15 protein-coding genes and 1 CRISPR repeat array are annotated in these 24,857 nt (G+C 70.6%); of the genes, 7 read left to right on the top strand and 8 right to left on the bottom strand.

Going from position 1 to position 24,857, the window contains the following annotated elements:
- Positions 1 to 187 precede the first annotated feature (187 nt).
- The 3 genes from G6O69_RS41450 to G6O69_RS03600 all read right to left on the bottom strand — a co-directional run bounded on the left by G6O69_RS41450 (position 188) and on the right by G6O69_RS03600 (position 5,394).
- A complete protein-coding gene (locus tag G6O69_RS41450) occupies positions 188 to 3,163 on the bottom strand; it encodes a DNA topoisomerase (RefSeq protein ID WP_172302131.1) in 2,976 nt (991 codons plus the stop codon).
- A 425-nt stretch (positions 3,164 to 3,588) separates the two neighbouring features.
- Positions 3,589 to 4,377, bottom strand: a complete 789-nt coding sequence (locus G6O69_RS03605; RefSeq protein ID WP_172302130.1) for a hypothetical protein — start codon at positions 4,375 to 4,377, stop codon at positions 3,589 to 3,591.
- A 198-nt stretch (positions 4,378 to 4,575) separates the two neighbouring features.
- Positions 4,576 to 5,394: a hypothetical protein gene (locus tag G6O69_RS03600; RefSeq protein ID WP_172302129.1), complete on the bottom strand. Its 819-nt coding sequence runs from the start codon at positions 5,392 to 5,394 to the stop codon at positions 4,576 to 4,578.
- A gap of 118 nt (positions 5,395 to 5,512) precedes the next feature.
- Between G6O69_RS03600 and G6O69_RS03595 the strand changes: the two genes are divergently transcribed.
- The gene (locus G6O69_RS03595; protein ID WP_172302128.1) at positions 5,513 to 7,765 is read left to right on the top strand and encodes a hypothetical protein; all 2,253 of its coding nucleotides are present in this window, start codon (positions 5,513 to 5,515) and stop codon (positions 7,763 to 7,765) included.
- 611 nt (positions 7,766 to 8,376) lie between these two features.
- Positions 8,377 to 8,615: a CRISPR direct-repeat array (repeat unit 26 nt; unit sequence GCGAAGAAGAAGTCGACGACCAAGAA).
- 282 nt (positions 8,616 to 8,897) lie between these two features.
- On the opposite strand, the gene mutY is transcribed toward G6O69_RS03595, so the two are convergent.
- On the bottom strand, positions 8,898 to 9,986 hold the full coding sequence (gene mutY, locus G6O69_RS03590) for an A/G-specific adenine glycosylase (RefSeq protein ID WP_172302127.1): 1,089 nt from the start codon (positions 9,984 to 9,986) through the stop codon (positions 8,898 to 8,900).
- A 191-nt stretch (positions 9,987 to 10,177) separates the two neighbouring features.
- Here mutY and murC point away from each other — a divergent pair, with 191 nt between their 5' ends.
- The 5 genes from murC (at position 10,178) to G6O69_RS03565 (ending at position 15,500) form a co-directional block, all read left to right on the top strand.
- Positions 10,178 to 11,578, top strand: coding sequence for a UDP-N-acetylmuramate--L-alanine ligase (gene murC, locus G6O69_RS03585; protein WP_172302126.1), 1,401 nt, complete (start codon positions 10,178 to 10,180; stop codon positions 11,576 to 11,578).
- 2 nt (positions 11,579 to 11,580) lie between these two features.
- Positions 11,581 to 12,558, top strand: a complete 978-nt coding sequence (gene murB, locus G6O69_RS03580; RefSeq protein ID WP_346017000.1) for a UDP-N-acetylmuramate dehydrogenase — start codon at positions 11,581 to 11,583, stop codon at positions 12,556 to 12,558.
- 605 nt (positions 12,559 to 13,163) lie between these two features.
- The gene (locus G6O69_RS03575) at positions 13,164 to 13,535 is read left to right on the top strand and encodes a hypothetical protein (protein ID WP_176396605.1); all 372 of its coding nucleotides are present in this window, start codon (positions 13,164 to 13,166) and stop codon (positions 13,533 to 13,535) included.
- Complete coding sequence (locus tag G6O69_RS03570; RefSeq protein WP_172302124.1) at positions 13,532 to 14,494, top strand: terpene synthase family protein; 963 nt, start codon at positions 13,532 to 13,534, stop codon at positions 14,492 to 14,494. Before G6O69_RS03575 ends, G6O69_RS03570 begins: the two co-directional genes overlap by 4 nt.
- A gap of 70 nt (positions 14,495 to 14,564) precedes the next feature.
- Positions 14,565 to 15,500, top strand: a complete 936-nt coding sequence (locus G6O69_RS03565; protein ID WP_172302123.1) for a hypothetical protein — start codon at positions 14,565 to 14,567, stop codon at positions 15,498 to 15,500.
- Here the strand turns inward: G6O69_RS03565 and G6O69_RS03560 are convergent.
- Positions 15,497 to 17,212, bottom strand: a complete 1,716-nt coding sequence (locus G6O69_RS03560) for a phytanoyl-CoA dioxygenase family protein (protein ID WP_172302122.1) — start codon at positions 17,210 to 17,212, stop codon at positions 15,497 to 15,499. The genes G6O69_RS03565 and G6O69_RS03560 overlap by 4 nt on opposite strands.
- Positions 17,213 to 17,251: 39 nt before the next feature.
- Between G6O69_RS03560 and G6O69_RS03555 the strand changes: the two genes are divergently transcribed.
- Complete coding sequence (locus G6O69_RS03555) at positions 17,252 to 17,563, top strand: BolA/IbaG family iron-sulfur metabolism protein (protein WP_346016999.1); 312 nt, start codon at positions 17,252 to 17,254, stop codon at positions 17,561 to 17,563.
- Between the two features lie 127 nt (positions 17,564 to 17,690).
- Here the strand turns inward: G6O69_RS03555 and G6O69_RS03550 are convergent, their stop codons facing one another.
- The 3 genes from G6O69_RS03550 to G6O69_RS03540 all read right to left on the bottom strand — a co-directional run bounded on the left by G6O69_RS03550 (position 17,691) and on the right by G6O69_RS03540 (position 24,785).
- Complete coding sequence (locus tag G6O69_RS03550) at positions 17,691 to 18,671, bottom strand: SUMF1/EgtB/PvdO family nonheme iron enzyme (RefSeq protein ID WP_172302120.1); 981 nt, start codon at positions 18,669 to 18,671, stop codon at positions 17,691 to 17,693.
- A 163-nt stretch (positions 18,672 to 18,834) separates the two neighbouring features.
- On the bottom strand, positions 18,835 to 19,251 hold the full coding sequence (locus G6O69_RS03545) for a hypothetical protein (protein WP_172302119.1): 417 nt from the start codon (positions 19,249 to 19,251) through the stop codon (positions 18,835 to 18,837).
- A complete protein-coding gene (locus G6O69_RS03540; protein WP_172302118.1) occupies positions 19,251 to 24,785 on the bottom strand; it encodes an amino acid permease in 5,535 nt (1,844 codons plus the stop codon). Before G6O69_RS03540 ends, G6O69_RS03545 begins: the two co-directional genes overlap by 1 nt.
- Positions 24,786 to 24,857 lie beyond the last annotated feature (72 nt).

Below are 24,857 nucleotides of genomic sequence, written 5' to 3'. Positions count from 1 at the left end.
CGGTCCTCGAGACCGCTGACGCGGTCCTCGGGCGGGTAGGCATGTAGAGGGCGAGAGCACGTAGTGACCCCCAGAGGGGGTCTTTGTCTCATTTGTTGGGGGGCGGGTTTTTGGGGGGCTCGAATGCGAAGACCCCCAAGGGGTGGTCCTTGGGGGTCTTTGTGGAGGGGGGAGGTTTGGAAGGGGGTCAGGCGGCTGGTTGGGGCGAGGATGGGGAGGCGCCCTCGCGGAGCTCGGCTGCGGCCTCGGGGTGAACCTCGAGCTCGGCGACGCCGCCGGGGAGGAGCAGGGTGCTGACCGGGGTGCCCTCGGGGATCACGGAGCCGTCGTGGCGGCGGATCGGGGGCAGGGGGTTTTGCTTCTCGTGGGCCTCGAGCTCGGCCTCGAGCTGGGTGCGGCGGTCCTCGTCGACCTTGGTCCAGGCCATGCGGCCGCGGCACTTGGGGAAGCGCGAGCAGCCCAGCCAGGGGCCGCGCTTGCCTCGGCGCAAGTTGAGGTCGGCGTCGCACTTGGGGCAGCGCAGGCCGCCCTCGCCCTCTTCGGCGGGGATCACCAGCGGGGGGATCGAGGGGTATTTGACGTTGCCCTTGCGGTCGAGGTTGAGCACGAAGCTGCTCTCGCTCTTGGGGAAGTTCTCCGAGGCCAGGAAGGGTCCGAAGCGGCCGTTGCGGAGCTCCATGCTCGAGCCGTCCTCGGGGTTGACGATGTCGACGCGCTCGGGGAGCAGGGGGCGGCCGCGGCGGTCGATGGGGGCCGCGTAGTCGCAGTCGGGGTAGGCCGAGCACGACAAGAAGCGGCCGTTGCGGCCGAAGCGGTAGCAGGTCCGCGAGCCGCACTTGGGGCACTTGTAGATCGCCGGCTGGATCTCGGCCTTGGCGTGGGCCATGCCCTCGTGGGCTTCTTCGAGGGCCGTGGAGAAGCCGGTGTAGAAGCGGCGCAGCATCGCCACCCAGTCGACGGAGCTGTCCTCGACCTCGTCGAGCTCGCGCTCCATCTGGCGCGTGTAGCCGACGTCCATGAGGTCCGGGAAAGCTTCGATCAGCTTGTCGGTCACGACCTCGCCGAGGTCCGTGGCGTAGAAGCGGCGGTCTCGCTGCTCGACGTAGTTGCGATCCTGGACGACCTGGATGATCGAGGCGTAGGTCGAGGGTCGGCCGATGCCCTCGGACTCGAGCGCCTTGACCAGCGAGGCCTCGGTGAAGCGCGGGGGCGGGCTCGAGAACTTTTGCTGGGGGTCGACCTCGAAGGGCGCGTAGACGTGGCCGGGCTCGAGCTCGGGCAGGGTCTGCTCGTCGCTGGCCAGGGGCACGCCGGTGGCGCGGTAGAAGCCGTCGAAGGCGAGCACGCGGCCGCTGGCCTTGAGCACGGCGCCGGTCGACTCGTCGCTGCGCGTGAACAGCACGGTGGTCGAGTCCCAGCGCGCGGCGGTCATCTGGCAGCCCACGAAGCGGCTCCAGATCAGCTTGTAGAGCTTGTAGTGCTCCTCGGCCCGGGGGCCCTTGAGCTTGGGGCGGATCTCGTCGGGGTGACGGGCGACGTCCGTGGGCCGGATGGCCTCGTGGGCCTCCTGGGCGGCCTTGTTGCTCGAGCTGTAGCTGCGCGCCTTGCCGGGCAGGTAGGCCTTGCCGTAGCGGTCGTCGATGAAGCCGCGCACCGAGTCGATCGCCTCCGGCGAGAGGTGCGTGGAGTCCGTGCGCATGTAGGTGATCAGCGCGACCTGACCCTCGCCGGCGAGGTCGACACCTTCATAGAGGTCCTGGGCCAGACGCATGGTCCGCTGGGCCGAGAAGCCCAGGGCGCCCGAGGCCGCCATCTGTAGGGTCGAGGTGATGAAGGGCGGAGAGGGCTTGGTGCTGGTCTGGCGGGTCTTGATGTCGCTGACCGTGTAGCGCGCGTCGAAGTCGACGACCCCGCGCAGGCTGCGGACGTAGCGGGCCGGGCCCTTGCCCTCGGGGTCCTCGACGGTGTCGATGACGACCTCGCGCATGCCCACGGCCTCGGCGACGGCCGTGATCTCCGCCGACAGGTCGCGGGGTTCGTCGGCGTTGCAGCCGAGCTTGAAGCGCTCGCCCTCGACCTCGTAGAGCTCCGTGAGCAGCGAGCCCTGCTCGGCCATCCACCGGTTTTGGGTGCGCTTGTTGGGCCCGCGGCCCTTGTCGTCGAGGGTGCCCAAGAAGTCGCGCCAGCGCTCGGCCAGCTCGGGGGCCAGCTTGGGCTCGCTGGCCAGGCGGACCTCCACCTTCCAGGTCTCGTCGGGGACGTGGGCCTCGATGGCGCGCTCGCGCTCGACGACCAGGCGCACGGCGACGGACTGCACGCGCCCGGCCGAGAGCCCGCGGGCGACCTTCTTCCACAGCAGCGGCGAGGCCTGGTAGCCGACGATGCGGTCGAGGATGCGCCGGGCCTGCTGGGCGTTGACCTTGTCGAGGTCGATGGAGCGCGGCTTGGAGAAGGCGCGCTGGATCTCGTCGCGGGTGATCGCGTTGAAGACCACGCGCTTGGCCGTGACCGGGTCGACGTCGAGGATCTCCGCGAGGTGCCAGGCGATCGCCTCCCCCTCGCGGTCGAGGTCCGTCGCGAACCAGACCACGTTGGCGGCCTTGGCCTCGCGCTTGAGCTCGGCGACCGTCTTGGTCTTCTGGCTGAGGATCTCGTAGGTCGGGCGGAAGTCGTTGTCGAGGTCGACGCCGGGGACCGGCTGCTTGCTGCCCCGCGGGGCGCGGCTGGGCAGGTCGCGGACGTGGCCGACCGAGGCGCGGACGACGAAGTCCTTGCCCAGGTACTTGTTGATGGTCTTGGCCTTGGCCGGACTCTCGACGATGACCAGCTGCTTGCCGGCGGCCACGGACTTGCCGGGCGCGGCGCGGACGGTCTTGACCGTCGACTTTTGGCTGGTCGACTTCTTCTTGGCGGCCTTCTTCTTGGTGGTCGCCTTCTTCTTGGTGGTCGACTTCTTGGTGGTCGACTTCTTGGTGGTCGACTTCTTGGTGGCGGCCTTCTTCTTGGTGGTCGCCTTCTTCTTGGCGGCCTTCTTCTTGGTGGTCGCCTTCTTCTTGGCCGCCTTCTTCTTGGCCGTCGCCTTCTTCTTGGCGGCGGTCTTCTTCTTGGTGGTCGCCTTCTTGGCGGTCTTCTTGGCGGTCTTCTTGGCGGCTTTTTTGGCCATGGAGCTCAGCTTTCGCGCTGGCCGAGGGTGGGCCAGCGTCACTCGCGCCGTTCAAATTGTCGAGTTGCGCGGGGTCTTGGCGCGGGCGCAGGGCGAGCCGCGATTGCAGATCGGCGGCCCTTGGCCTGGCATCGATGCGCCGGGTGACCTACCGCTGTCAACCCTGAGGGCACCCTTGCCCACTGGGCGCGGGCTCACCTCTCGATCTGGGGAGAGCGCCAAGTTCGCACAGCGGAGTTTGCGCGGGTGGCGCAGCGTGGCAGTACGGAGAAGATCTGCGCATGTGCCGCTGTCTCGCCACCTTCGCGCACCTGCGTGTAGCGAGGTCCAAACTGATTACCGCTCTAGGGTGAGAACGCGGGCTCGACGACGCGAAGTCGGTCGCGAAGTCGGTCGCCGAGCCGCGCAGAAGACGACGCCGGGGCTCAGCAGCCGCTGAGGCCGTTGGCGATGTTGAGCTCGTCGCAGGCGTCGACGTAGCCGGGGTTGTCCAGGGGACAGGCCGTCGCGCCCAGACAAAAGCCGCGCTGGTCGGCGACGGAGAGCCGCCTGTAGCAGGCCTCCTCGACCGCGGATTCGGAGACGCCGTCGGGCAGGGTGGTGGCGGCGACGAAGGTCTTGCAGCCCTTGCCCAGGGGATCTTGGTGCGTGGCGTGGTCGGTGGTCAGCCAGGTCGAGACGTTCAGGCCACCGAAGTTCGTGATGTCGTTGCCGGTGACCGGGCGATAGCAGCCGTTGTCGCCGAGCGCGGGATCGAGGGCGCAGTCCTCGGGCTCGAGCTCGATGGTCTGACAGCACACGGCACCCTCGCCGCACACGGCCGAGATGTCGCTGTCGCCCCAGGTGGGGTTGCAGGGCATCGGGCAGCCGATGGCGCCGGTGAGGATCGCCGCGTCCGAGGGCACGGTGCCCGACTCGATGCACATCCCCGAGGTGCCCAGGTTGTTGGCGCTCGCCGAGAACAGGGGCGTCCCCGTGCCGTTGCTGTTTTGATAGTTGGGCAGGACGTAGGCCTCGAGATCATTGAGGTCGAGGGCCGCGGGATCGTCCGAGCAGCACAAGTAGTCCTTGGAGTCGGGGCAGGCCGACGCGCCGTCGGAGGGCCGGCAGCGAAAGCCGGTCGACGGGTAGTCAGGATCGCATGCGAGTGTGAGCGAGACCGCGCCGATCAAGACGCTGCCATAAACCGCGAGGACCTTGGTCCAGTACGACACGGCCAACAACTTAACAGCTTTGGGCCCTCACCACCACTGCTCGGCACATTCAAGTGCCCCCACTCCAGGGGCCGTCCGCGATGGGAGCCGTGGGCGCGCGCGGCCCACGAGCGCGCACACGCTTCGGGCCCGCTTGGGTCCACGCATGGACACCGAGCGGGCCCGGGGGGGCGATCTCAGCTGGGCGCGGGGCGCCGCTCAGCCGCAGCCGCTGCGGGCCTGGGCGTCGTTCATCTGCTCGCAGGCGTCGCGGTACGAGCTCTGCGCCAGGGGGCAGGCGTTGACGCCGGTGCCACCGAGGCAAAAGCCGCGCTGGTTGCCAACCGTGAGCCGGCGGAAGCAGGCCGCCTTGAGGTTGTCTTCGGTGATCCCGTTGGCCTCGAGGACGTCGGAGCCCACGCCCTCGGCGAAGGTCCGGCAGCCGACGCCACCGGGATCTTGGTTGGTGCTGTGTTCGTTGGCCGTCCACGAGGTGACCTCGAGGCCGCCGAGGTCGACGATGTCGTTGCCCGTGGCGGGGCGCCAGCAGCCGGCGTCGCCGATGTCCGGGTCGAGCACGCAGTCGTCTGCCTCGAGCTCGACGGTCTGGCAGCAGATCGAGCCCTCGCCGCAGATGTCATCGACGTCGCCGCTATCCCAGGTCGGGTTGCAGGGGACGGGGCAGCCCGAGGCGTTGACGTCGGCCAGGGCGCCCGCTGCGGGGACGCTGCCGCTCTTGATGCACATGCCCGAGCGGCTGATGGGGTTGTTGACCCCCGAGAAGATTGGGCTGCCCTCGCCGTCGCGCCCGGTGTAGCGCGGCGTCACTTCGGCGGCGAGATCGCCGAGCTTGATGGCAGCCGGGTCGTCGGAGCAGCACTGGTACTCCTCGCCGCCCTGGGTGGGACAGTTGGGGGAGGCCCCGGCCGGCGAGCAGCGGAAAGCCGTCGTCGGATAATTCACGGTGCAGGACGATGCGACCGCGGCGGCAATGCCAAAGACCGCGACGTGAGCAAGAACGATTTTAAGCAGGCGCAACGCTTCCGGCCTCCGTGGAGCGGCTCGAAAGGTGGCACGGGCGCCGACGCTTGTAAAGTTCTCCGAGTGCTGGATTTTTCGCAGGTTTTGGCTCGTCGGGGGGCCGAGAGTTAAGCTGATGACCGTGCCCGCAAACGGCGCCATGAAACCCCGCGATCTCCTCGTGCAAGCCCGAACCTGGGTGCCTGCGCCACGGGGCACTCGGCGATCTCGCTGGACCCGAGTCCTCGCGTTCTCGACAGCTGCGCTCGTTGCGGCATGCTCCGGTGATGGCGCCCGCGAGGAGCCCGTCGATCCCGCACGTGGAGCCGCCAACGAGGCGGAGGACGAGGACCAGGCCGACGGCGTGAGCTCCGAGTCCGCCTGGGCCAAGACCCTCGACCCGGGCCCCGCGACCAAGACCAGCGCCCGCGAGCACGCGCTCGGCGAGGCCTGGATCATCGACCCCGAGCGCCTCGAGGAGCCGCGCAAGTTGGCCATCGAGCAGGCCGAGGCCCGCGGATACACGGTCATCGACCTCGGCGACGGCTGGCGGCCCTACATCTTCAGCCACAAGACCCCGGGGGTCGAGGACCGCAGCGAGAACGACTACGCCGCGCACTACACCGGCCTGGCCAACGACTGGATCAACCACGACGGGGATCCTCTGGCCGCGCACGAGCACAACTACCTCGAGCTCTACGGCATCCCGCCGGCGCTCTCGGTGGTCCTCGACGAGTGGCGAGGCCTCGAGGAGATCGAGCAGTGCCTCACGGACGCCGGCTACGATGGCGAGGTCTTCGACCCGGCGATCGGGAGCATCGTCTTCAAGAAGAAGGCCGGGCAAAAGCGGCTGCGTTCGTGGCGGTGGGCCAAGTCCCGGCTCGAAAAGCAGATGCGCAAGGCCGGCATGGCCGAGGCCGTCGCGGCCGGCGACTACGCGGCCGCGGCGAGCAGCGAAGACCCCGACCTCGTGCGCAGCTACGAGTACTTCCGGGACTTCGACCGCGAGGTCCAGGTGATCCGCAACGCGCAGATCCGCTTTCGCTGCGAGAAGCTGTTCGACATCGCCGACGGCCTCGGCAAGTTCGACGCCGGGGACTACGACAGCGCCACGCACCACGCCCTCGCCAACTTCGAGAAGAAGCACGACATCATGGGCTGGGGTCACTTCACGGCCGACAACATCGGCTACCTGGCCCTGAGCCCGCGCGAGGCGGTGCACCAGCGCCTGGTGCGGGTGCTGAGCGAGCGCGTGGTCTCGGGCGCGGGCATCGTCGAGGACGGCTCGGCCCGGGACTGGAAGCCCGACTTTCGCTTCACCGACGCCGAGGGCAAGGAGCACGCCCTGCGCGACCTGAGCTCGGAGTTCACCGAGGCCGCGATCGAGACCCTGGGCCTCGGGGATCCGGACACCGCTCTGGCTCGGCTCGAGCAGCTCCAGGCCATGGCCGTCGCCGACCCCGAGCACCCCGAGGGCTTCGGCGAGCTGCTCGTGGCCCTGCGCCTGCCCGCGCGCCCGGCCTACTACGGCGACGACATGCAGTTCTCCACGGTCATCGACCGCGGGGACGTCTGGTACGACTTCCCCTGGGACGAAGAGGGCAACAAGCACTCACAGCCGCGCAAGCGCTACCCCAAGATCACGCTCTACGTCGACTACGAGGGCCAGCGCATCCCGGTGATCCACTGGCGGACCACGATCGGCTCGTGGCGCTCCGAGCTCCACGAGGGCCAGGAGTACTACGCCTACAAGAACTCCGACGTCGGGGATCGCGTGTGGAAGACGATCATGGCCGCGCCGGTGTGGATCCCGCCCAACGGCACGCCGGTCGGCTCGCTGACCAAGCTCAAGCGCGTCGACGGGCGCCTGCGCCGGGTGGTCAACTACGACGAGACGGGCCCCGGCTACATGTCCGCCTACGGCCTGGTCGCGGCCTACCACGTCAAGCTGGTCGAGCGCAGCGACGGCTCGGTCTCGGTGTTCGACAACCAGATCCGCACCCACGGCAGCGTCGACTACATGTCGATCCTGCGCCGCTACTCCCACGGCTGCCACCGCCTCTACAACATGAACGCGGTGCGCATGTTCTCGATGATCCTCCAGCACCGGCCCTACACCCGCGAGGGCCAGACGGAGCTCGGGGCCGGGCGGCGCTTCGACTACAAGGGCAAGACCTACTCGATGCGCCTCGGCACCCGGGGCTATAAATTCGAGCTCGACGAGCCGATCCCCGTCACGGTCACCGAGGGCCGAGTTCGAGGCTCGCGGCGTTCGCCGGTGACCGAGATGATGCCCAAGCCGGGGGTCGAGTACGGCGAAGTCGGCCCGGATGGGGAAGAGGAGGCGCCGCCGGTCCCTGGCGAGGCCTCGGGCGCGGTCGGCGAGTGAGCGCGAGCGCGGGCGAGCGATCCAAGGGCCAGGAGGGGCTGGAGGGGCGCTAGAACGCGCGCAGGAACCGGTTTTACTCCAGTGGTCTCGCCGCGTGCGTCGCGGGGGCGAAACATCGACGCCCTCACCCGTGTCGCCGCGGCGATGCTGCTATATAGTCGCGCGCCGTGTCGCGCCAAGACAGCAGGTTTCAGCAGGCCTACAAGGGCCACCTCCTTGCCGAGCAGCGCCGAGAGGTGCTCCGTGTGCTTCGCGAGAACCTCGACTCCGAGACGACCCTCGGCGAGATCGTCGACGCGGTCGAGTCCCTCGGTTGGGGTGAGCCCTTCGGCGACATGAGCCTGGCGGAGATCGCCGAGGGCCTGCTCGCGGCTCAGGCCGCGGCGCTCGCCGCCGATGAAGACGAGACGGAGGCGGCCGACGAGGTCGTCGTCGACGAGGCCGACGGGGACGAGACGGAGGCGGCCGACGAGGTCGTCGCCGACGAGGCCGCGGCCGACGAGGACGAGGCCGAGGCCGATGAGGACGAGGACGAGGACGAGGAGCGCGAGCAGCTCGACCTCGGCCTCGAGGACGACGAGGACGACGAGGACGACGAGCCGGTGAGGCCGGCCAAGAAGAAGAAGGCCGCCAAGAAGAAGGCCAAGAAGGTCGCCAAGAAGGTCTCGAAGAAGGCGGCGAAGAAGAAGTCGACGACCAAGAAGAAGGTCGCCAAGAAGGCGGCGAAGAAGAAGTCGACGACCAAGAAGGCCGCCAAGAAGAAGGTCGCCAAGAAGGCGGCGAAGAAGAAGTCGACGACCAAGAAGAAGGTCGCCAAGAAGGCGGCGAAGAAGAAGTCGACGACCAAGAAGGCCGCCAAGAAGAAGGTCGCCAAGAAGGCCGACAAGAAGTCGGCGGTCGCCAAGAAGGCCGACAAGAAGTCGGCGGTCGCCAAGAAGGCGGCGAAGAAGAAGTCGACGACCAAGAAGGCCGGCAAGAAGAAGGCCGCCAAGACCAAGCCGGTGACCAAGAAGAAGGCGGCCAAGAAGAAGGCGGCCAAGAAGAAGACCGCCAAGAAGAAGCGCTGAGGCGCCGACTCGAGCGCGCACCCGGGGCCGAGCGGCTCCGGGTGTTTCGCGAGCGCAGGGCGAGCTCAGAGCTTGGCGAGGAGCTTGCGGGTGAGGGTGGGGATGCCCCCCGCGGGCGTCTGATCCGCCTGCATCCAGGCCAGCTCGCGGGCGTCGTCGCGCTTGCGCAGGCGGGGGGCTCGGCGGGCGCGGGCGGGCCAGGGCAAGAGGTGCCAGACCCGGTGCGTGAACACGTGCTTGACCTTGCCGGCGGGTTTGTCGGTGAGGGTCATCGGCACGCCCAAGGTCTCGCTGGCCGCGGCCGCGAGCTTCTCGGGGTCGCGCTCGTCGAGGGGGCGCTCGAAGAGGGGCAGGCACCACATGCCCGCGAGCAGGCTGCCCTCGGGGCGGCGCTCGAGCAGCAGCCGCTCTCCCCAGCGCAGGGCGAGGGCGTAGTAGCCGTGCTCGGGCGAGGGCTTCTTGGTCTTGACCGCGGGGATCTCGTGCGCGCGGCCGAGGGCTTGGGCGCGACACTGGGCGCGCAGCGGGCAGCTCGAGCAGCTCGGGCTGCGGGGGGTGCAGACCGTGGCCCCGAGCTCCATCAGCGCCTGGGCGAGGACGCGCGGGGAGCCGTGAGCGAGCACCTCGCTGACGAAGTGCCAGTGGTCCTCGGCCTTGGCGTCTTGCTCGACGGGATCCTCGATCGCCTGCAGGCGGGCGTGGACCCGGGCGACGTTGCCGTCGACGAGGGGGACGGGCTGATCGAAGGCGATCGACGCGATCGCGCCGGTGGTGTAGCGGCCGACCCCGGGGATCGCTCGGATCTCGGCGGGGGTCTCGGGCAGGGCGCCGCCGTGCTCGGCGTGCACGTGGCGAGCGCCACGGTGGAGCAGGCGAGCGCGGCGGTAGTAGCCGAGCCCGCTCCAGGCCTCGAGCACCGCCTCTTCGTCGGCGGCGGCGAGGGCCTCGACGCTGGGGAAGCGGTCGAGGAAGCGGCTCCAGTAGCGCTCGACGGTGTCGACCCGGGTCTGCTGGAGCATGATCTCCGAGACCCAGATGGCGTAGGGGTCGCGGGTCCTGCGCCAAGGAAGATCGCGGGCGTGCTTCGCAAACCACGCGCTCAGGGCGGTGGCGACTGCCTTGGTGTCGAGCTGCTCGGGCGCGCGCAAAGCCACGGGCGGAGGGTCCCAGCGCGGGGGCGCCCACGCAAGCCCGCGCGCGCCCACGCAAGCCCGCTCGCGCGCGCGAGGTCGCGACGCTCGGAATCTGTCGCGCGGCCGCCCCGTCGGGGAGCCGCGGCCGGCGCGGTGACGGTTGCTCGGGCCCTGGGCCTGTGTAGAGTGCCCCCTTCGCCGATCGAGCAGGCATGTTCCGCAAGCGAGACACACACATTCACTTCGTCGGCATCGGCGGCATCGGCATGAGCGGCATCGCCGAGGTCCTCGTCAACCTCGGCTATCGCGTCACGGGCACGGACCTCGCGGACACGGAGATCACCCGGCGCCTGGTCGGCTTTGGGGCGACGATCCACCGCGGCCACGGGGACCAGTACCTGGGCGACGCCGACGTCGTCGTGATCTCCAGCGCGATCCGCCCGGACAACCCCGAGGTCGTCGCCGCGCGCGCGCGCAAGATCCCCGTGATCCCCCGGGCCGAGATGCTCGGCGAGCTCATGCGCCTCAAGCAGGGCCTGCTCGTCGCCGGCTCCCACGGCAAGACCACGACCACGAGCATGGTCGCCGCGGTGCTCCACGAGGCGGGCCTCGACCCCACGGTGGTGATCGGCGGCAAGGTCAACGGCTTCGACTCCAACGCGCGCCTGGGCTACGGCGAGGTCTTCGTCGCCGAGGCCGACGAGAGCGACGGCAGCTTCCTGGTGCTCTCGCCGACCCACGCGATCATCACCAACATCGACGCCGAGCACCTCGATCACTACGGCTCTCTCGACAGGCTGCTCGACGCCTTCGTGGGCTTCGCCAACCGCGTGCCCTTCTACGGCATGGCGGCGATCTGCGTCGACGACCCCAACGTGCGCGCCGTCGCCTCGCGCATGGTCAAGCGCACGGTCAGCTACGGCATCGACAGCGAGGACGCGGACTACCGGGCCACGCAGCTGCGCGCGGCCGGGGGCCACAGCTACTTTCGGGTGCTCGCCCACGGCGAGGACCGCGGCGAGTTCGAGCTGTCCATGCCCGGGCGCCACAACGTGCTCAACGCCCTCGCGGCGATCGCCTTGTGCGACGAGCAGGGCGTGTCGACGGCGGTCAGCCGCAAGGCTCTGCGCGAGTTCGCGGGGGTCCAGCGCCGCTTCACCTGGCGCGGCGAGGTCGATGGCGTGGCGGTGATCGACGATTACGGCCACCACCCCACGGAGCTGCGCGCGACCTTGGCCGCGGCCCGCGACGCCTACCCCGAGCGCCGCCTGGTCGCGGTCTTCCAGCCCCACCGCTACTCCCGGGTCCGCGACCACCTCGAGGACTTCGCGGCCTCCCTCGACGCCGCCGAGCTCGTGGTCTTCACCCCGATCTACCCGGCCGGCGAGCGCCCGATCGAGGGCATCAGCAGCGCCCGCCTGGCCGAGCTCGCCCGCGCGCGTCGCCCTGGGCGCGAGGTCCTCGTGGTCGAGGCCGGTGACGCCGACGCGCTGATCCCCGCGACCTGCGAGCTGCTGCGCGCGAGCTGCCGCGCTGGAGACCTGGTGCTCACCTTGGGCGCTGGCAGCATCACCCGGGTCAGCCACGCGCTGGTCGAGGGTCGGGGGGTCTGAGCGTGGAGGCGCGCGGCGCTGGGCTGCTGGCGCGGCTGCGCGAGCCGAGCGGGCCGGGCCAGCCGGGCTTGCGCGAGGACGATCTCGCGGCCATGGAGCTGCGCCTCGACGAGCCCATGGCCAAGCACACCACCTTGCGCCTGGGCGGGCCCGCGGATCTGTGGGCCCGGCCGCGGACCATCGCGGCCGCCCGGGCCCTGCTCGCGGCCTGTCGCGGCGCCGAGCTCCCGGTGCACTTCGTCGGCAGCGGCACCAACTTGCTGGTCCGCGACGGCGGCCTGCGTGGGGTGGTGATCAACCTCGGGCGCATCAATCGGGTGTGGCGGCCCGCGCCGGACCAGCACCCGACTCGCGTGGACGTCGAGGCCGGCGCGTCCACGGGCCGACTGCTGACCCAGGCCACGGCCTGGTCGCTGGGCGGCGTCGAATTTCTGGGCGGCGTGCCCGGGAGCGTCGGCGGCGGGCTGATCATGAACGCCGGCACCTACCTGGGCGAGTTCACCGACGTCGTCACCGAGGTCCGCAGCCTCGACCGCGACGGCCGCGAGATCACCCGCGACCACGCGGCCTGCGGCTTCCGCTACCGGGCTTCGGAGCTCCCGCGCGAGGAGATCGTGATCGCGGCGACCCTCGAGCTGCGCCCGCGCCCGCGCGAGGAGATCGAGGCCGAGGTCGCCGGCTTGCGCAAGCGTCGACACGAGCGCGAGCCCAAGGGCGTGCCCAACAACGGCAGCACCTTCAAGAACCCCGAGGGCGACTACGCCGGCCGGCTGATCGAGGCCGCGGGGCTCAAGGGCGCGCGCCGGGGCGGGGCGGTGGTCTCGACCAAGCACGCCAACTGGCTGGTGGTCGACCGCGAGGTCGCGCCGGCCTGCACGGCCGCGGATCTGCTCGCGCTGATCGAGCACGTGCGCGCCGAGGTCGAGGGACACAGCGGCGTCCGGCTCGAGACCGAGGTCGAGATCATCGGCGAGGATTGAGCCCGCTGGCACCGAAAGGGTCGCGTAAACTGCGCGGCCTCTGTCGAGCATTTGATGTCTGGGACATCACCGACTTCGCGAAGGGGTGGGTGGACGGAGTATCAGGGTGTGCGTATTTCGCGCGGCGTGTTTGGGGTATGGCTTTGGTCGTCGATTCGCGAATGCTCTGTTTGCTCGGGTACGTCTTCAATGCCGAGCACTGTGTGCCCACATTCGCGGCCACGACCGAGACGAGCGCGCGGGGGGACAGGGTGAAGATCGCATGAGGAGCGCGCTCGAAGGTGTTTCAGCGCCAGAGTAGCTCGTCGACCAAGCCTCCCGGCCTTGGCCTTGGTGGGGCGATATTGGGGCATTGTGCACCATGTGCCCGAGTGTCAAATGTTCGTACTGTCCGACCGGTGAACGAGTCCGAGTCTTCTAATTATCTTAATCTTTTTTCGCTCACTCTTTTATTAATAGAAGGGGTTGGCGTGAGGTGGAGGCCCATTTTTGTGGATCTGAGGTAGGTCGAGAGTGATAACTTTCCAGCTGTGGAAAACGCCGAGATTTTATCTCCCGGTGCCGCCGGGCCGACGCATCGATATTTGATATTCGGTGACAAGTGGGTGGTCTCGTTGACCCAGTTTGGGTCGAAGACCGTCCCGGCTGAAGAGTGGGACGAGTTCGTCGAAGCGCTCGACGGGATCGAAGACCTTCAGTGTGTCGTGGGGGTGTCCCAGGGAGCCGTTTCATTGTCCAGCACGCAGCGCAAGCGGGTCGCGGACGCCCTCGCCAAGTCTGGCGGCAAGTCGGTGGTGCTCACCGACGACCGCATGGTCCGGGGCATCGCCACCGCCGTGTCGTGGTTGGGTATCAACGTCGTCGCCTTCCGCTGGAGTCAGCTCGACGAGGCCATGACTGCGACCGGCGCTCCGCCAGCGATCGCGGATGAGATGGCCAAGAGCATCCTCGAATTCCGGGACCGGCAGGGCTCGTGAGCCGCTGCGACGACAAGGAGGTCGTCGCGCTGGAACTCCCCAAGCTGGGCAGCCTCGAGTCTCTGGACCGAGGTGAGCGAGAGGAGATCTTGGTGCTCGCCCGGGCGGCGCACGCGAGCGCGAGCGAATTTTGCTCGCGGCATGGGTTCTCGGCGCTGGTCTCGACCCGGTCCTGGCCGCTGACCTCGATGTTGGCGTGCTGCTACCGCGAGCTCGGTGCGGCCGAGCTCGCTCGGCTCACGCAGTTCGTGCTGTGGATCTTCGCCCTCGACGACGCGATGGACGAGGCCGAGCGCCCGCTCTCCGAGCTGGGCGAGATCGCCGTGAACATCGAGCGCGTGCTCCTGTTGCGGGAGGTCAGGCCGGCCGCCGGCGAGTCGCCGCTTTGTAGGAGCCTCGTCGAGCTGCGCGAGAGCCTGCCCGAGACGCTCGACCCCACGCTGGTCAGCGAGTGGGTGCGGACGACCAACTACATGGTTCGCGGCATGCTCGTGGAGGCCTATTGGCGCAAGCTGCAAGCCGTGGCGACCGCGAAGCGGGGGCTGCCCTCTTTCGAGGACTACATGAGCGCGGCCTGGTACAGCGTGGGCGTCCCGCCCATGGTCAAGCTGGCGCTGGCGCTGCTCGGCGCGGAGAGCCCGCTCGAGCACGGCGTCCTCGAGCGCGCCGTGCTGCATGCCTCGCGCGCCGTTCGTCTGGCGAACGACCTCCAGACCTACGAAAAGGAGCTCGCGGAGGGCTGCGCGAACGCGGTGACGATCCTGGCGCAGCGCGTGGGGGTGGACGCCGCTCGGGCGCGGATCGCCGAGGAGATCGCCGAGGAGCTCCAGGCCCTGGAAGCCTGCGCGTCTGGGGCTGGGGTGGTCGAGAACATGCTCGCCCGAACGGGGGTGCTGCTCTGCGACTTCTATACTCGCCACGACTATCACACCTTCGGCTCTTCCTCGCCGGGGGCGTGAACAGGGCGCCGCTGGCCGCCGATCTCGCGGCCAGTGGATTCCCGACAGTCGGTGCTCTAGCATGAGGGCGATGCGTCGGCTGAGCCGAGGAGGGTCGTCGCTGCGTGGGCTCACCCTGGCGCTGAGCGCTGCGTTGGTTTTTGCGTCGGCGCAGCGGCCAGCGCTGGCCGAAGGGCCTGCGCTGGCCGAGGGTCCCGCGCCGGGCGAGGCGAGCGAGCCTTCGCCTGGCTCCGTCCCCGCCGAGCCCGAGCCCGAGAGCGAGCCCGAGGGCGAGCCAAAGGGCTCGCCGGTGGAGGGCGCATCGCCGCCGCCGCCCTCGCTGGTCGCCCCCCAGGCCGAGGCGAGCCCAGGCATCGAGTTCGCCCCGCCGCCGCCCGAGGAGGAGAAAGAGGAGCCCGTGGCGAGGCAGCCGCTCGCGCAGCCCTACTTCCCCGATCCCGGCACGGCCCCCAACGACGGCGGCAGCATGCTGGCGCTCAGCTCCGCGACCATCGGCCTGACGGCCGTCGGCGCGAGCGTGGCGTTGGTCGCTGGGCTGCGCAACGACACGGATCTGGCCTGGCTGCTGCCCTCGGTGATCATCCCCTCGGTGGGTCTGCTCGCCTTCGCGGGCGGCGGCCTCTACCTGGGGATCAAGCGCGCCGGCGTGCACCGGCGCTGGGCGATCGGCCATCGGGTGATCGGCCTGCCCCAGGGCGGGGGCGTGCGGGTGATCGGCTCGCTGACCTTGCTGGTGGCCCTGGGCGGGATCCCGGGGGGCATCGTGGCCCTGCGCAACGACCAGCTGACCCTCGGCGCGACCACGCTGGCGATCGGCTCCGCCGCGGCCGTGGCCACGCCGGTGCTGCTCGTCTTGGGCGCTCGCCGCCAGCGTCGCTACCAACGCACCGGCGGCTGGAAGCGCAAGCCCCTGCCTCCGATGCCGCCCTCGGCCGGCCTCGTGCTCTCGCCCCGGCTGCAGCTGCTCCCCGGGGGCATGGGCGTCGGCGTGGGCGGAAGCTTTTAGGCGAGCGCCGCGAGGATCAGCCGCGCGACCGGGGAGGGCGGCGCGGCGGCGAGGTCGATCGCCCGCTCGAGCTCGATGAGCGGGTTGACCATCCAGCGCGGCTGCTCGCGGAAATTGGGCGTGGTCCCGTGCAGGGTCAGCGGGTGGAGCAAGAAGACGTCGCCCACCTCGCCGGTGAGCTCGATGGGCGCGCGGGTGCAGGCGGCCGCGAGCGCGCGCCCGGTCGCCTGGTCGTCGAGATCGAGGGGCCCCTCGGCGAGGGCGCGGGCGACCACGCCGGCGGAGCCCGGGATGGCCAGGGTCCCGCCGCCGCCGGCCTCGACGTCGGAGAAGAGCATCACCCCGATCAGCCCGTTGGTGATCTCTCGCAGCGAGCGGACCCCGGGCGGGTGGTCGACGTGCACGCTGTCGGAGCTCGCCTGGGCCGAGGCCTCGCGGGGGAAGAGGTTGACCTTGAAGTTGGCGGCCCAGCGCGTGGTCTTGGGCTCGGCGCTCGGGCCGAGCAGCTCGAAGATCGCGCGCCACAGCCTCGGCATGACCGCGGCGGCGTCGTAGCCCTCACCCTCGACGTGGCTGAAGTAGGGCAGGGCCACGGAGCGGGCGTGGGCGGGGTCGAGCTGCTCGAGGCCGTGGTTTGCGGGGCAGCGCTCGACGCTCGCGCTGGGGTCGGCGCGGATCTGGGCGACGGCGCGCGCGATCCGAGCCTGGGCCCAGGCGCGGTCGAAGCAGGCGGGGACGCGGACGTAGCCCTCGCTCACGAAGCGCGCGAGGGCGTCGTCGTCGAGCACGGGCGCGCCCCGGGAGCTGGGCTCGCCCGCGAAGCAGACGTCCTCGATGCGCTCGCGCGGGCGCGGGCGCAGGGCCGCGGGGATCGGCGCGCGCGGGGTCCCGAGGCGCACGCGGGGGTTGGGCGCCGGGAGCACGGTCCACTTCGTGGACGCGAAGTAGGGCAGCGGCGCGCGCAGGCCGAGGGCGCCGCCGATGGTCTGCCAGGCGTGGGCGATGAGCTCGTCGTCGCGGCGGTGGAGCTCGGCGAGGCCGGGGCCGGAGCGCTCGAGCAGCGCGTGGGCGGCGAGGTGCTCGAGGATCGGGGCGAGCTCGCGGGGGGCGGCGCCGCCGTCGAGGTAGCTGGGCTGGGCGAGGGCGTCGCAGGCCCAGGCGAGCTCGGCCGGGGCGAGCTCGTCGCGCAGGAGCACGAACACGCGGGCGGCGATCTCCGGGCAGCCGCGCCGGGCCTGGGCGCAGGCGAAGCGCAGCCAGGCCTCGGGGTGCTCGCGCTCGTCGACCTCGCGGGCGAGCTGCTCGAGCGAGGGCGCGGGCTCGGGCTGCTCGCGCGGCGCTCGACGAGGGGGCGGGGCCGCGTCGCAGCCGAGGGCGTCGCGGAGGTAGCGGGCGCGGTTGCCCGCGCGCTCGGCCGCCGGCCCGCGGCCGTCGGCGAGGGCGTCGAAGCGGCGCAGCGCCTCGGGGTACTCGCGGCTGACCATGGCGTGGATGCCCACGGCGTACTGAAGCCAGGGGTCGGGGCTCGCCTCGGCGCGCCTGCGGTCCTCCCGGGCGGCCTCGACCCGACCGGCGCGCAGGCGGATCAGCCCGCGCATCAGCGCCGGGGCGCTCGCCTTGCCCGCGGCCGCGCGCGTGACCGCGGGCGTCTCACCGCGCTCGATCAGCGCCCGCGCGTAGGCGACGAGGGCTTTGGCGGGGAGCGAGGCCATCGCCCGAGTCTAGCAGCCCGCGGTGGAAGCCATGCGATCGTGCGCACGCCTCCGGGCGCGAGCTGGTCGACTGCGCGCCGCGGCCGTGCCATGCTGCCGGCCATGAGCGCCGAGGCGATCGCCAAGCAGCTCCACGACGCCGTCGTGGCCAAGCTCCCCGACGCGAAGGTCGAGGTCGAGATTGGGAGCCCGGGTCACTTCACCTTGACGGTGACCTCGGGGGCCTTCGCGGGCAAGACCCCGGTGGCCAAGCAGCGCCTGGTCTACTCGTCGATCTCGCACCTCATGGCCGGCGACGCCGCGCCGGTCCACGCGATCGACCGGCTGAGCACGCTGCTGCCGGAGGCCTGAGCGCGGGCTCGAGCCCCGTGGGTTGTCGTCGGCGCCCTCGCGCGAGCGGCTGCGCGAGCAAAGGCTCGGCCCGAGCCGCGCGCGACTCGGGCCGAGGGGAAGGGGATAGTGACGGTCAGCGCGCGCCTCAGAGCTCGCAGCAGCGCATGCCGAGGCTCGAGGCCCGGAGGTTGCGCGGGCGCAGCGAGTCGATGGCGCAGCGCACCGTGGGGCCGTCGCTGAAGTAGGAGCCGCCCCGGCGCCGGCACTCCTGCTCCTCGTCGGGGACGTCCTCCTCGGCGCAGGACGACGTCCACTCCCACACGTTGCCGCTCATGTCGAAGAGCCCGTCCACGCCGCCTTCGCAGTCCGCCAGCGAGCCGACCAAGGTGAGCTGGCCAAAGCCCGCGTCCGCGCCGTTGCAGGCGGTCTCGTCGTAGAGGACGCCGTAGGGGTAGATCTTGGCGCCGAGCTGGGAGCAGGCCCGGAACCATTGGTTGTTGATCGGGTCGTCGACGCTATCGGGCGAGGCCGCGCTGCCGTCGACGTCGCCGCACAGGCGCATGCCGGCCCACGAGCAGTAGGCCCAGGCGTCGCACCAGTCCACGCCGACCACGGGCAGCATCTCGGGCTCGTCGTCCCAGGGGTTGGGGACGAAGTCGCCCTCCTTCCAGGCGCAGACCTCCGGGATCCAGCCGGCGAGGAAGTCGGGGTCGAAGTTCTCGGCCAGGAATTGCGCGTAGCTGGCGTTGGAGACCTCGGTGGCCATGATCTGAAAGCCGCCGCCGTCGACCATCGGATCCCCGGGGCAGGGCAGGCAGCCCGGGCTCCCGCACGAGCCGCTGCAGGCGTCGGGATCGCCGGTCTCGGTCTCGGTGGTCTCGGTCTCGGTGGTGGTCTCGGTCGTGTCGGTATCGGTCTCGGTGGTGTCGATGTCCGTGTCGGTCTCGGTGTCCGAGTCGCTGCCCGAAGACCCGGACTCGGACTCGGCGGTGGTCTCGGCGGTGTCGGACTCGGACTCGGCCGTGCCGCTCGCGGTGTCGGTGTCGCCGACGCCGCCGTCGTCGGAGCAGGCCGAGGAGACGAGGGTCAGGGCCACGGCGACATGAGGGAAAAAGTCGAAGCGCATGAATTCAGAGTGCACGATTTTGCGACGCGCGTGGCCGCGAGTCTGCGCGCTCGGCCGCGCGGTCTGGCCTCGGTGGGCGCGAGAACGAGCGCCGGCACTCGGCGCGGTGTCGTCTCGGTGAGCCCGGTGACGGCTCGGGCGAAAGCGAGGGCGATTGCGGCGCTCAGGCCCGGCGCGGCGGCTGGGACATGCCGCGGCGCACGGCGGCCTCGAGGGCGAGGGCGTGCTCGCGGTCGAGGGCGAAGACCTGGATCTCGAGGCCGCCCGCTGGCGAGGCGTCGATCTCCGGGGCGTGCTTGAGCGCGGCCCAGTGCGAGCACATCGCGAGCTGCTTGACGCGCTCGATGGCGTGCAGGGGATCTTCGGCGTCGGGCAGTGCGAGGGTGAAGGCGTGGCGGTGGACGCCCTCGTCCTTGGCCCTTTGGCGCGCGCCGCCGCGGGTCAGCGCGGCTGGGCGCTCACCAAAGGGCGGGAGCCGAAGCAGCCACAGCAGGCCGGCGACGGTCGCGGCGAGGACCGGGAGGCCGACGAAGATCAGCAGCAGCCACCAGCCGAGGTCGGCGAGCTCGAGCATCAGCATCAGAGCACCCCCCGCTCGCGCAGGGCCGCGACCACCAGGTGGTGGACGTAGCGGTTGATCTCGAAGGTGCCCTGGAGGTCGACGACGAGCAGGCCGGCGCGCTGGAGGGTCGAGAGCGTGCGCTCGAGCCCAGCCTCGTCGAGGCCGGTCACGCGGGCGAGGCGGGCCCGGGTCAGGCGCTTGTGGACGATGAACTGCAAGAGCAGGGCGACCCACTCGATGCGCAGCTCGGCGAGGACCTCGGAGTCGACCGCGCTCGGCCGGCGCAGCTGGAGGCGGTCGCCGCTGATGCTCTCGATGTGGGTGATCCAGCTCTGCAGGGCCACGCCCACGTAGCCGCCGCTGCTGTCGAAGTGGTGGGTGAACAGCCGGGCCTTGTTCCAGGCCGGGAGCGCCTCCTCCTCGCGCTCGTCGAGGCTGTAGCGCAGGCCCGTGGAGCGGTGGCGGATCTCGATCAGCTCCTTGAGCTGCTCGGCGGGGAAGGGCTGACACTCGACCACGGCCAGGGCCTGGTCGCCGATCCCCGTCAGCCGCCCGAGGAAGTCGAAGGCGTGGACGTCGAGCTCGAGGATGAAGCACAGCCGGTCGCCCCAGCGGGCGATCAGCTCGCCGAGCTTGTCGATGACCGCGGCGCCCTCGGGGCTGCGCTCCCACCACAGCTCGAGGTCGTGGATCATGATCACGCTGCCCGTGGGCACGGCCCCGAGGATCTCGTCCCAGTCCCGGGCGATGTCCGCGGACAGCTGGAGCTCCTTCTCGAGCCGGGCCTTGAACAGCCCGAGCTCCGCGCTGCCGCCCCGGGGCGGCAACAGGCTGTACTTGCTGCGCTTGTCGAAGTGCTTGCGGGCGGTGAAGCGGGCCAGCGAGGTCTTGCCGCTGCAGCGCTCGCCGACGATGACCAGGGCGCCGGGGTGGTCCTGACGCCAGTTGCGGATCGCCTCGGCGATCTGCTCGAGCTCCTGCTCGCGGCCGATCCAGAATTCGACGCTGACCCGCGCCTGGGCCAAGAAGGGCTGGGAGTAGTAGAAGGGCAGGGACTCGAGCAGCTCGGGCGAGGGGCTCGAGGCGTTGACCATGGCCAAGGTGCGCTCGACGAGGTTGTCGGGCCGGGGCTCGCGGCTCTTGCGGGCCTCGACCACGCTCGCGCTCCAGCGGTAGAGCAGGGCGACCAGCGCCCGCTTGGACAGGGCCTCGGCCCAGCGCGTGACCACGGTGACCCGCGAGAGCGCCCCGCCGCCGCCCTGGTCGTGGCGGACGTAGAGCTTGAAGCTGTCCTCGGAGCCGGTGATCGCGTAGGCCTCGGTGCGATCGAGGATCTTGCCGAGCTGGGCGCCGATGCGCTCGGCGAGGCCCGTGGTCAGGCGACGCAGCTGGCGGAGCTCGCCGTCGAGGCGGGCGAGGCCGGCGTCGACGACGGGGCCGATGCGATCGGCGAGGCCGATGTGCTCGAGGGAGATCGCGCCGCTGGTCTCGCCGCTGACGCTGACGGGGATCACCGTCGCCGGGCTCGCCGCCTCGCCGCCGCGCTCGTGCTCGTACTCGCTGAGGTTGAAGGAGATCAGGTGGAGCACGTCCTGGGCCACGCTCACGGCGCGCTGCTCGGCCATCGCCGCCCGCGAGGTGTGCTCGCGCAGGCCGTCGATGAACTCGGCCTGGACCAGGAAGTCGACCAGCCGGCGCAGGGAGATCGTCAGGACCTCGCTGTCCTCGAAGGGGTGCTCCTCGAGGTCGGTGAGCGCGTCGTCGCCGAGCACTTCGATCGCGTCGGGGAGCTCGGCGCTGGCGATCTGCGCCTCGCGGGCGAGGTCTTCGACGACCTTCTTGTCGTCGAAGCTCGCGCGCAGCTCCTGGCTGAGCTTGAGCTTGGCGAGCAGCTCGAGGCCAGGGTTGGCCTCGGTCTCGCCGGGGCTGGCCTCGCCCGCCTGGTCTGGAGTCTGGCGGTGGTCTTGGCCCGGATCCTGGGTCTGGGTCTGGGTCTGGGTCTCGTCGCGTTCGGGGCCCTCGGGCGCCGCGCTCAGCCGCCGCCGGGCCTCGGCCAGGTAGCCGCGCAGCTCCTCGCAAGAGCGCAGCACGCCGCGCTCGATGCCCTGGGAGATCGCCTGGGTGCTGCGATCCACGATCGCCCGCAGGCGGTGCTGGAAGCCGGCGTTGTGCAGCTCGAGGGAGGCGCGGTTGAGCAGCAGCTTGCGGTTGTGCTGCCAGCGCGCGGCGACGTCGGGCAGGCCGCCGGTGAGGGCCTCGGCCTGCTTGGGCAGGCGGCGCTCGCCGAGCAGGGCGTGGACGTCGAGGCGATCGATGTCGTCGGCGAAGCTCTGAGCCAAGGTCCGCGAGGCTCGCATCAGCAGGTCGTGGCTGCGCTCGGTCTGCTTGCGGGTCCGGGTCGCGAGCTTGTCGAGGCGGGCGAGGACGAGCTCGCGGCGCTCGTCGATGCGCGCGGCGAGCTCTCCCTTGGCGCGCTCGCTGGCCTCGCCGGTCGGCAGCTCGACGAGGCGCAGGGCGAACTCGTCGAGGGCGTGGCGGGCCTCGGAGATCGAGCGCCCGAGCTCGAGCATGGCCTGGTAGGCGTCGCCGGCCATGTCGGCGAGCGCGGCCTCGAGCAGCGCCGGCGAGCGCCAGCGCAGGTAGTAGGTGTAGAGCGGCGCGACGGGCACGTTGTAGCTGAGCTGCGCGCCCTGGAAGAGGTGGCGGCGACGCAGGCGACGCTTGGCCCGGCGCAGGCTCGGCGAGTCCTCGCGCGAGGGCGCGAGCGCGGCCGGGTCGCGGGTGACGATCAGGGTCTTGGGCAGCTCGCGCTCGAACTCGGCGAGCTGCTCGAGCCAGCTCTCGACGCGGCGCTCGATCGCGTCGACCTGGGCGCCGAGGCGGTCGCTCTCGAATTCGCTGAGCGCCCGCCGGGCCTGGAACAAGAACCCGCTTTGGATCTTGTTGAGCTGCTTGCGCTGGCGCAGCGTCGCGCGCTCGCGCAGGGCCTTGCCGAGCTGGTCGAAGGCGCGCTCGACGACCCCGCGCAGCTGCTCGATCAGCGCCGCGTCGTGGTTGTAGATCAGCCCCAGGCAGTCGGTGTGGAACTCGCGGGCGAGCTCGTCGTGGGTGGTCGAGAGCTCGCGCGCGGCGGCGGCGAGCTCGATCGCCTCGGGGGCCTCGAGCGGGGCGAGCTCGAGGTCCTGCTCGCCGCCGTCGAGGGGCACGAGCTTGCTGATCTCGCGGCGGGTGTCGACCGGGGCCTGGCCGAGCAGGCTGGGGAAGTGACTGCCCGCGCGGCAGACGATCACGCTGCCGATGTCGGCGAAGAGCGCGTCGAGCTCGTCGATGTGCTCGGGGCGCTTGGCCAGGCGCCCGGGGGGCAGGCCCATGACCACGAGATCGGCCTCGCTCGACTCCTGGCGGACCCAGTCGGCGAGCGGGCGGTTGCCGATCGCGTTGTTGAGCACCTTGACCTCGGCCTGGACGCGGGCGTCGTCGAGGGCGCGCTGGGCCGACTTGAACAGCGCGTCGCCGCGGCTGGGGTCGTCGTTGAGCAGCAAGAAGCGGACCTTGGACCGGCGCCAGTCGTCGGACAGGCTCAAGAAGCGGATCAGCGCCACGCCGAGCTCGAAGCTGCCCTGGCCCGGGGACCACCACAGATCGATGCGCTCGCGCTCGCCGAAGTCGCGGTGCTCGTCGCGGGCGAGCAGCAGCAGGTTGTAGTCGAGCTCGACGAGGGCGTCGATGGTTGCGATGAAGCCGGGCTGGTCGTGGCGGTGCTCCGCCCAGCTCATCAGCACGGTGTTGGGCTCGAGGCCGGCGAAGCCGTGGAAGCGGGCGATGGCCTGGGCGGCGGACCAGGGGTCCTCGGTCTCCAAGGTGCGCTCGAAGAGCCCGGCGATCGGCGCGTCGCTGGCCTCGCCCTTGATCCGGCGCGCGACCTTGCTGGCCCGGGCCGAGCGCGACCAGCTCGCCGACCAGCTCGCGGACAGGCTGGCCGAGCGCTTGCGGCTGGCCGAGCGCGCGCTCGGGACGTCGTCGCGCGAGCGCTCCTCGCTGTCCTCGCGGATGCGCTCTTGCTCCTGCTCGCGCCGGGCCTCCTTGGGCGTGCGCAGGCGAAAGTCCGTGAGCACGCCGCGGTCGCGGATCAGGTCGACGCCAAAGCCGAGCAGCGGCCCGCGGTCGTCGAGCTCGCGCCAGCTCAGGGCGATCACGTTGGGTCGCCAGTTGCGCTGGATCCCGCCGCTGCCGTACTGGAGCTGCTCGAGGCCCCAGCGGACCAGCGAGGACCACACGCCCTCCCAGGTGTCGCCGGACTCGAGCGCGAGCTCGCGGCGCTTGAGATAGAAGAACAGCCCGGCGAAGAGCAGGGTCGCCGCGGCGGTCGCGGCGATGTCGAGCTGGACCATCATCAGCATGCAGGTCGCGGCACCGATCACGCTCACGGTCCGCGGGATGCGGAACTCGGGGCGGAAGTCGGTGCTCGCCCAGCTCTCGATGGCGCAGCTGATGTTCAGGAACCCGTAGGTGGCGATGAAGAAGATCGAGACCACCCGCGCGATGACGTCGAGCTCGCCGATGAGGATCCCGGCCTCGCCGATCAAGAAGGCGATGACCAGCGCGCGCCGCGGCTCGTTGTCCTGGCCGTGACCCTTGGCCAGGAACACCGGCATCACGCGGTCGCTGGCCAGGGCCTGGAGGATGCGCGGGGCGCCCATGATGCTGCCCAGGCCCGAGCTCAAGGTCGCGCCCCAGACCCCGCCGATCACCGCGATCGGGACCACCGCGATGTCCGAGAGCACCGCGGTGTTGGACAGCATCTCGGCGACGGGGACCTTCCAGGCCAAGAACACGGCCAGCCCGACGTAGGTGACCAGGCCCACGCTGATCGCGGCCATGGTCCCGACCGGGATGGCCTTCTTGGGGTCGCGCAGGTCCCCCGACATGTTCACGCCGGCCGTGAAGCCGGTGACCGCGGGGAAGAAGATCCCGAACACCTCGGCGATCGACGCGCCGCCCTCGGGGGCGTGGAGGTGGAGCTCGGCGTTGGCCGGCTGGGACGAGAGCAGAATTGAGACCAGCGAGGCCACGATCAGCCCCATGATCACGTACTGGGTCTTGATCGCGAAGCTCGTGCTGATCAGCGTGACCACCGTCAGCCCGATGATCGTCGCCGTGCCGTAGAGCCGGATGTTGTCGATGTTCGGCTCGATCTCCCAGTAGGCCAGGAAGCTCTCGCAAAAGCCGATCACGTACAGCGAGATCGAAAACGAGAGCCCGACGAAGAGCGCCAGGCCCAAGGTCCCGCCGATCGGCAGGCCGAGGCTGCGCGAGACGATGTAGTAGGGGCCGCCGGCGCCGACCTTCTTGTCGGTGGCGATCGAGGAGATCGACAGGCCCGTGGTCACGGAGATCACGTGCGCAGCAGCGATCACGCCGAGGCCGACCCACAGGCCCGCGTTGCCGATCACCCAGGGCAGGCGCAGGTACATGATCACCCCGAGGATCGTGAGGATCGATGGGGTGAAGACACCGCCGAAGGTGCCGAACTTGGTGCTCTTCTTGGCCATGCGGGCGGGCTGAATTTACCGGTCTGCGGGCGAATGAGATAGCCCCGCCCGCTTGTCCAGGCGTTCAGCGCC

The organism is Pseudenhygromyxa sp. WMMC2535 (assembly GCF_011083025.2).
The sequence above is the reverse complement of the archived record's forward strand: the minus strand, read 5'-3'. Positions and strand labels throughout refer to the sequence as shown.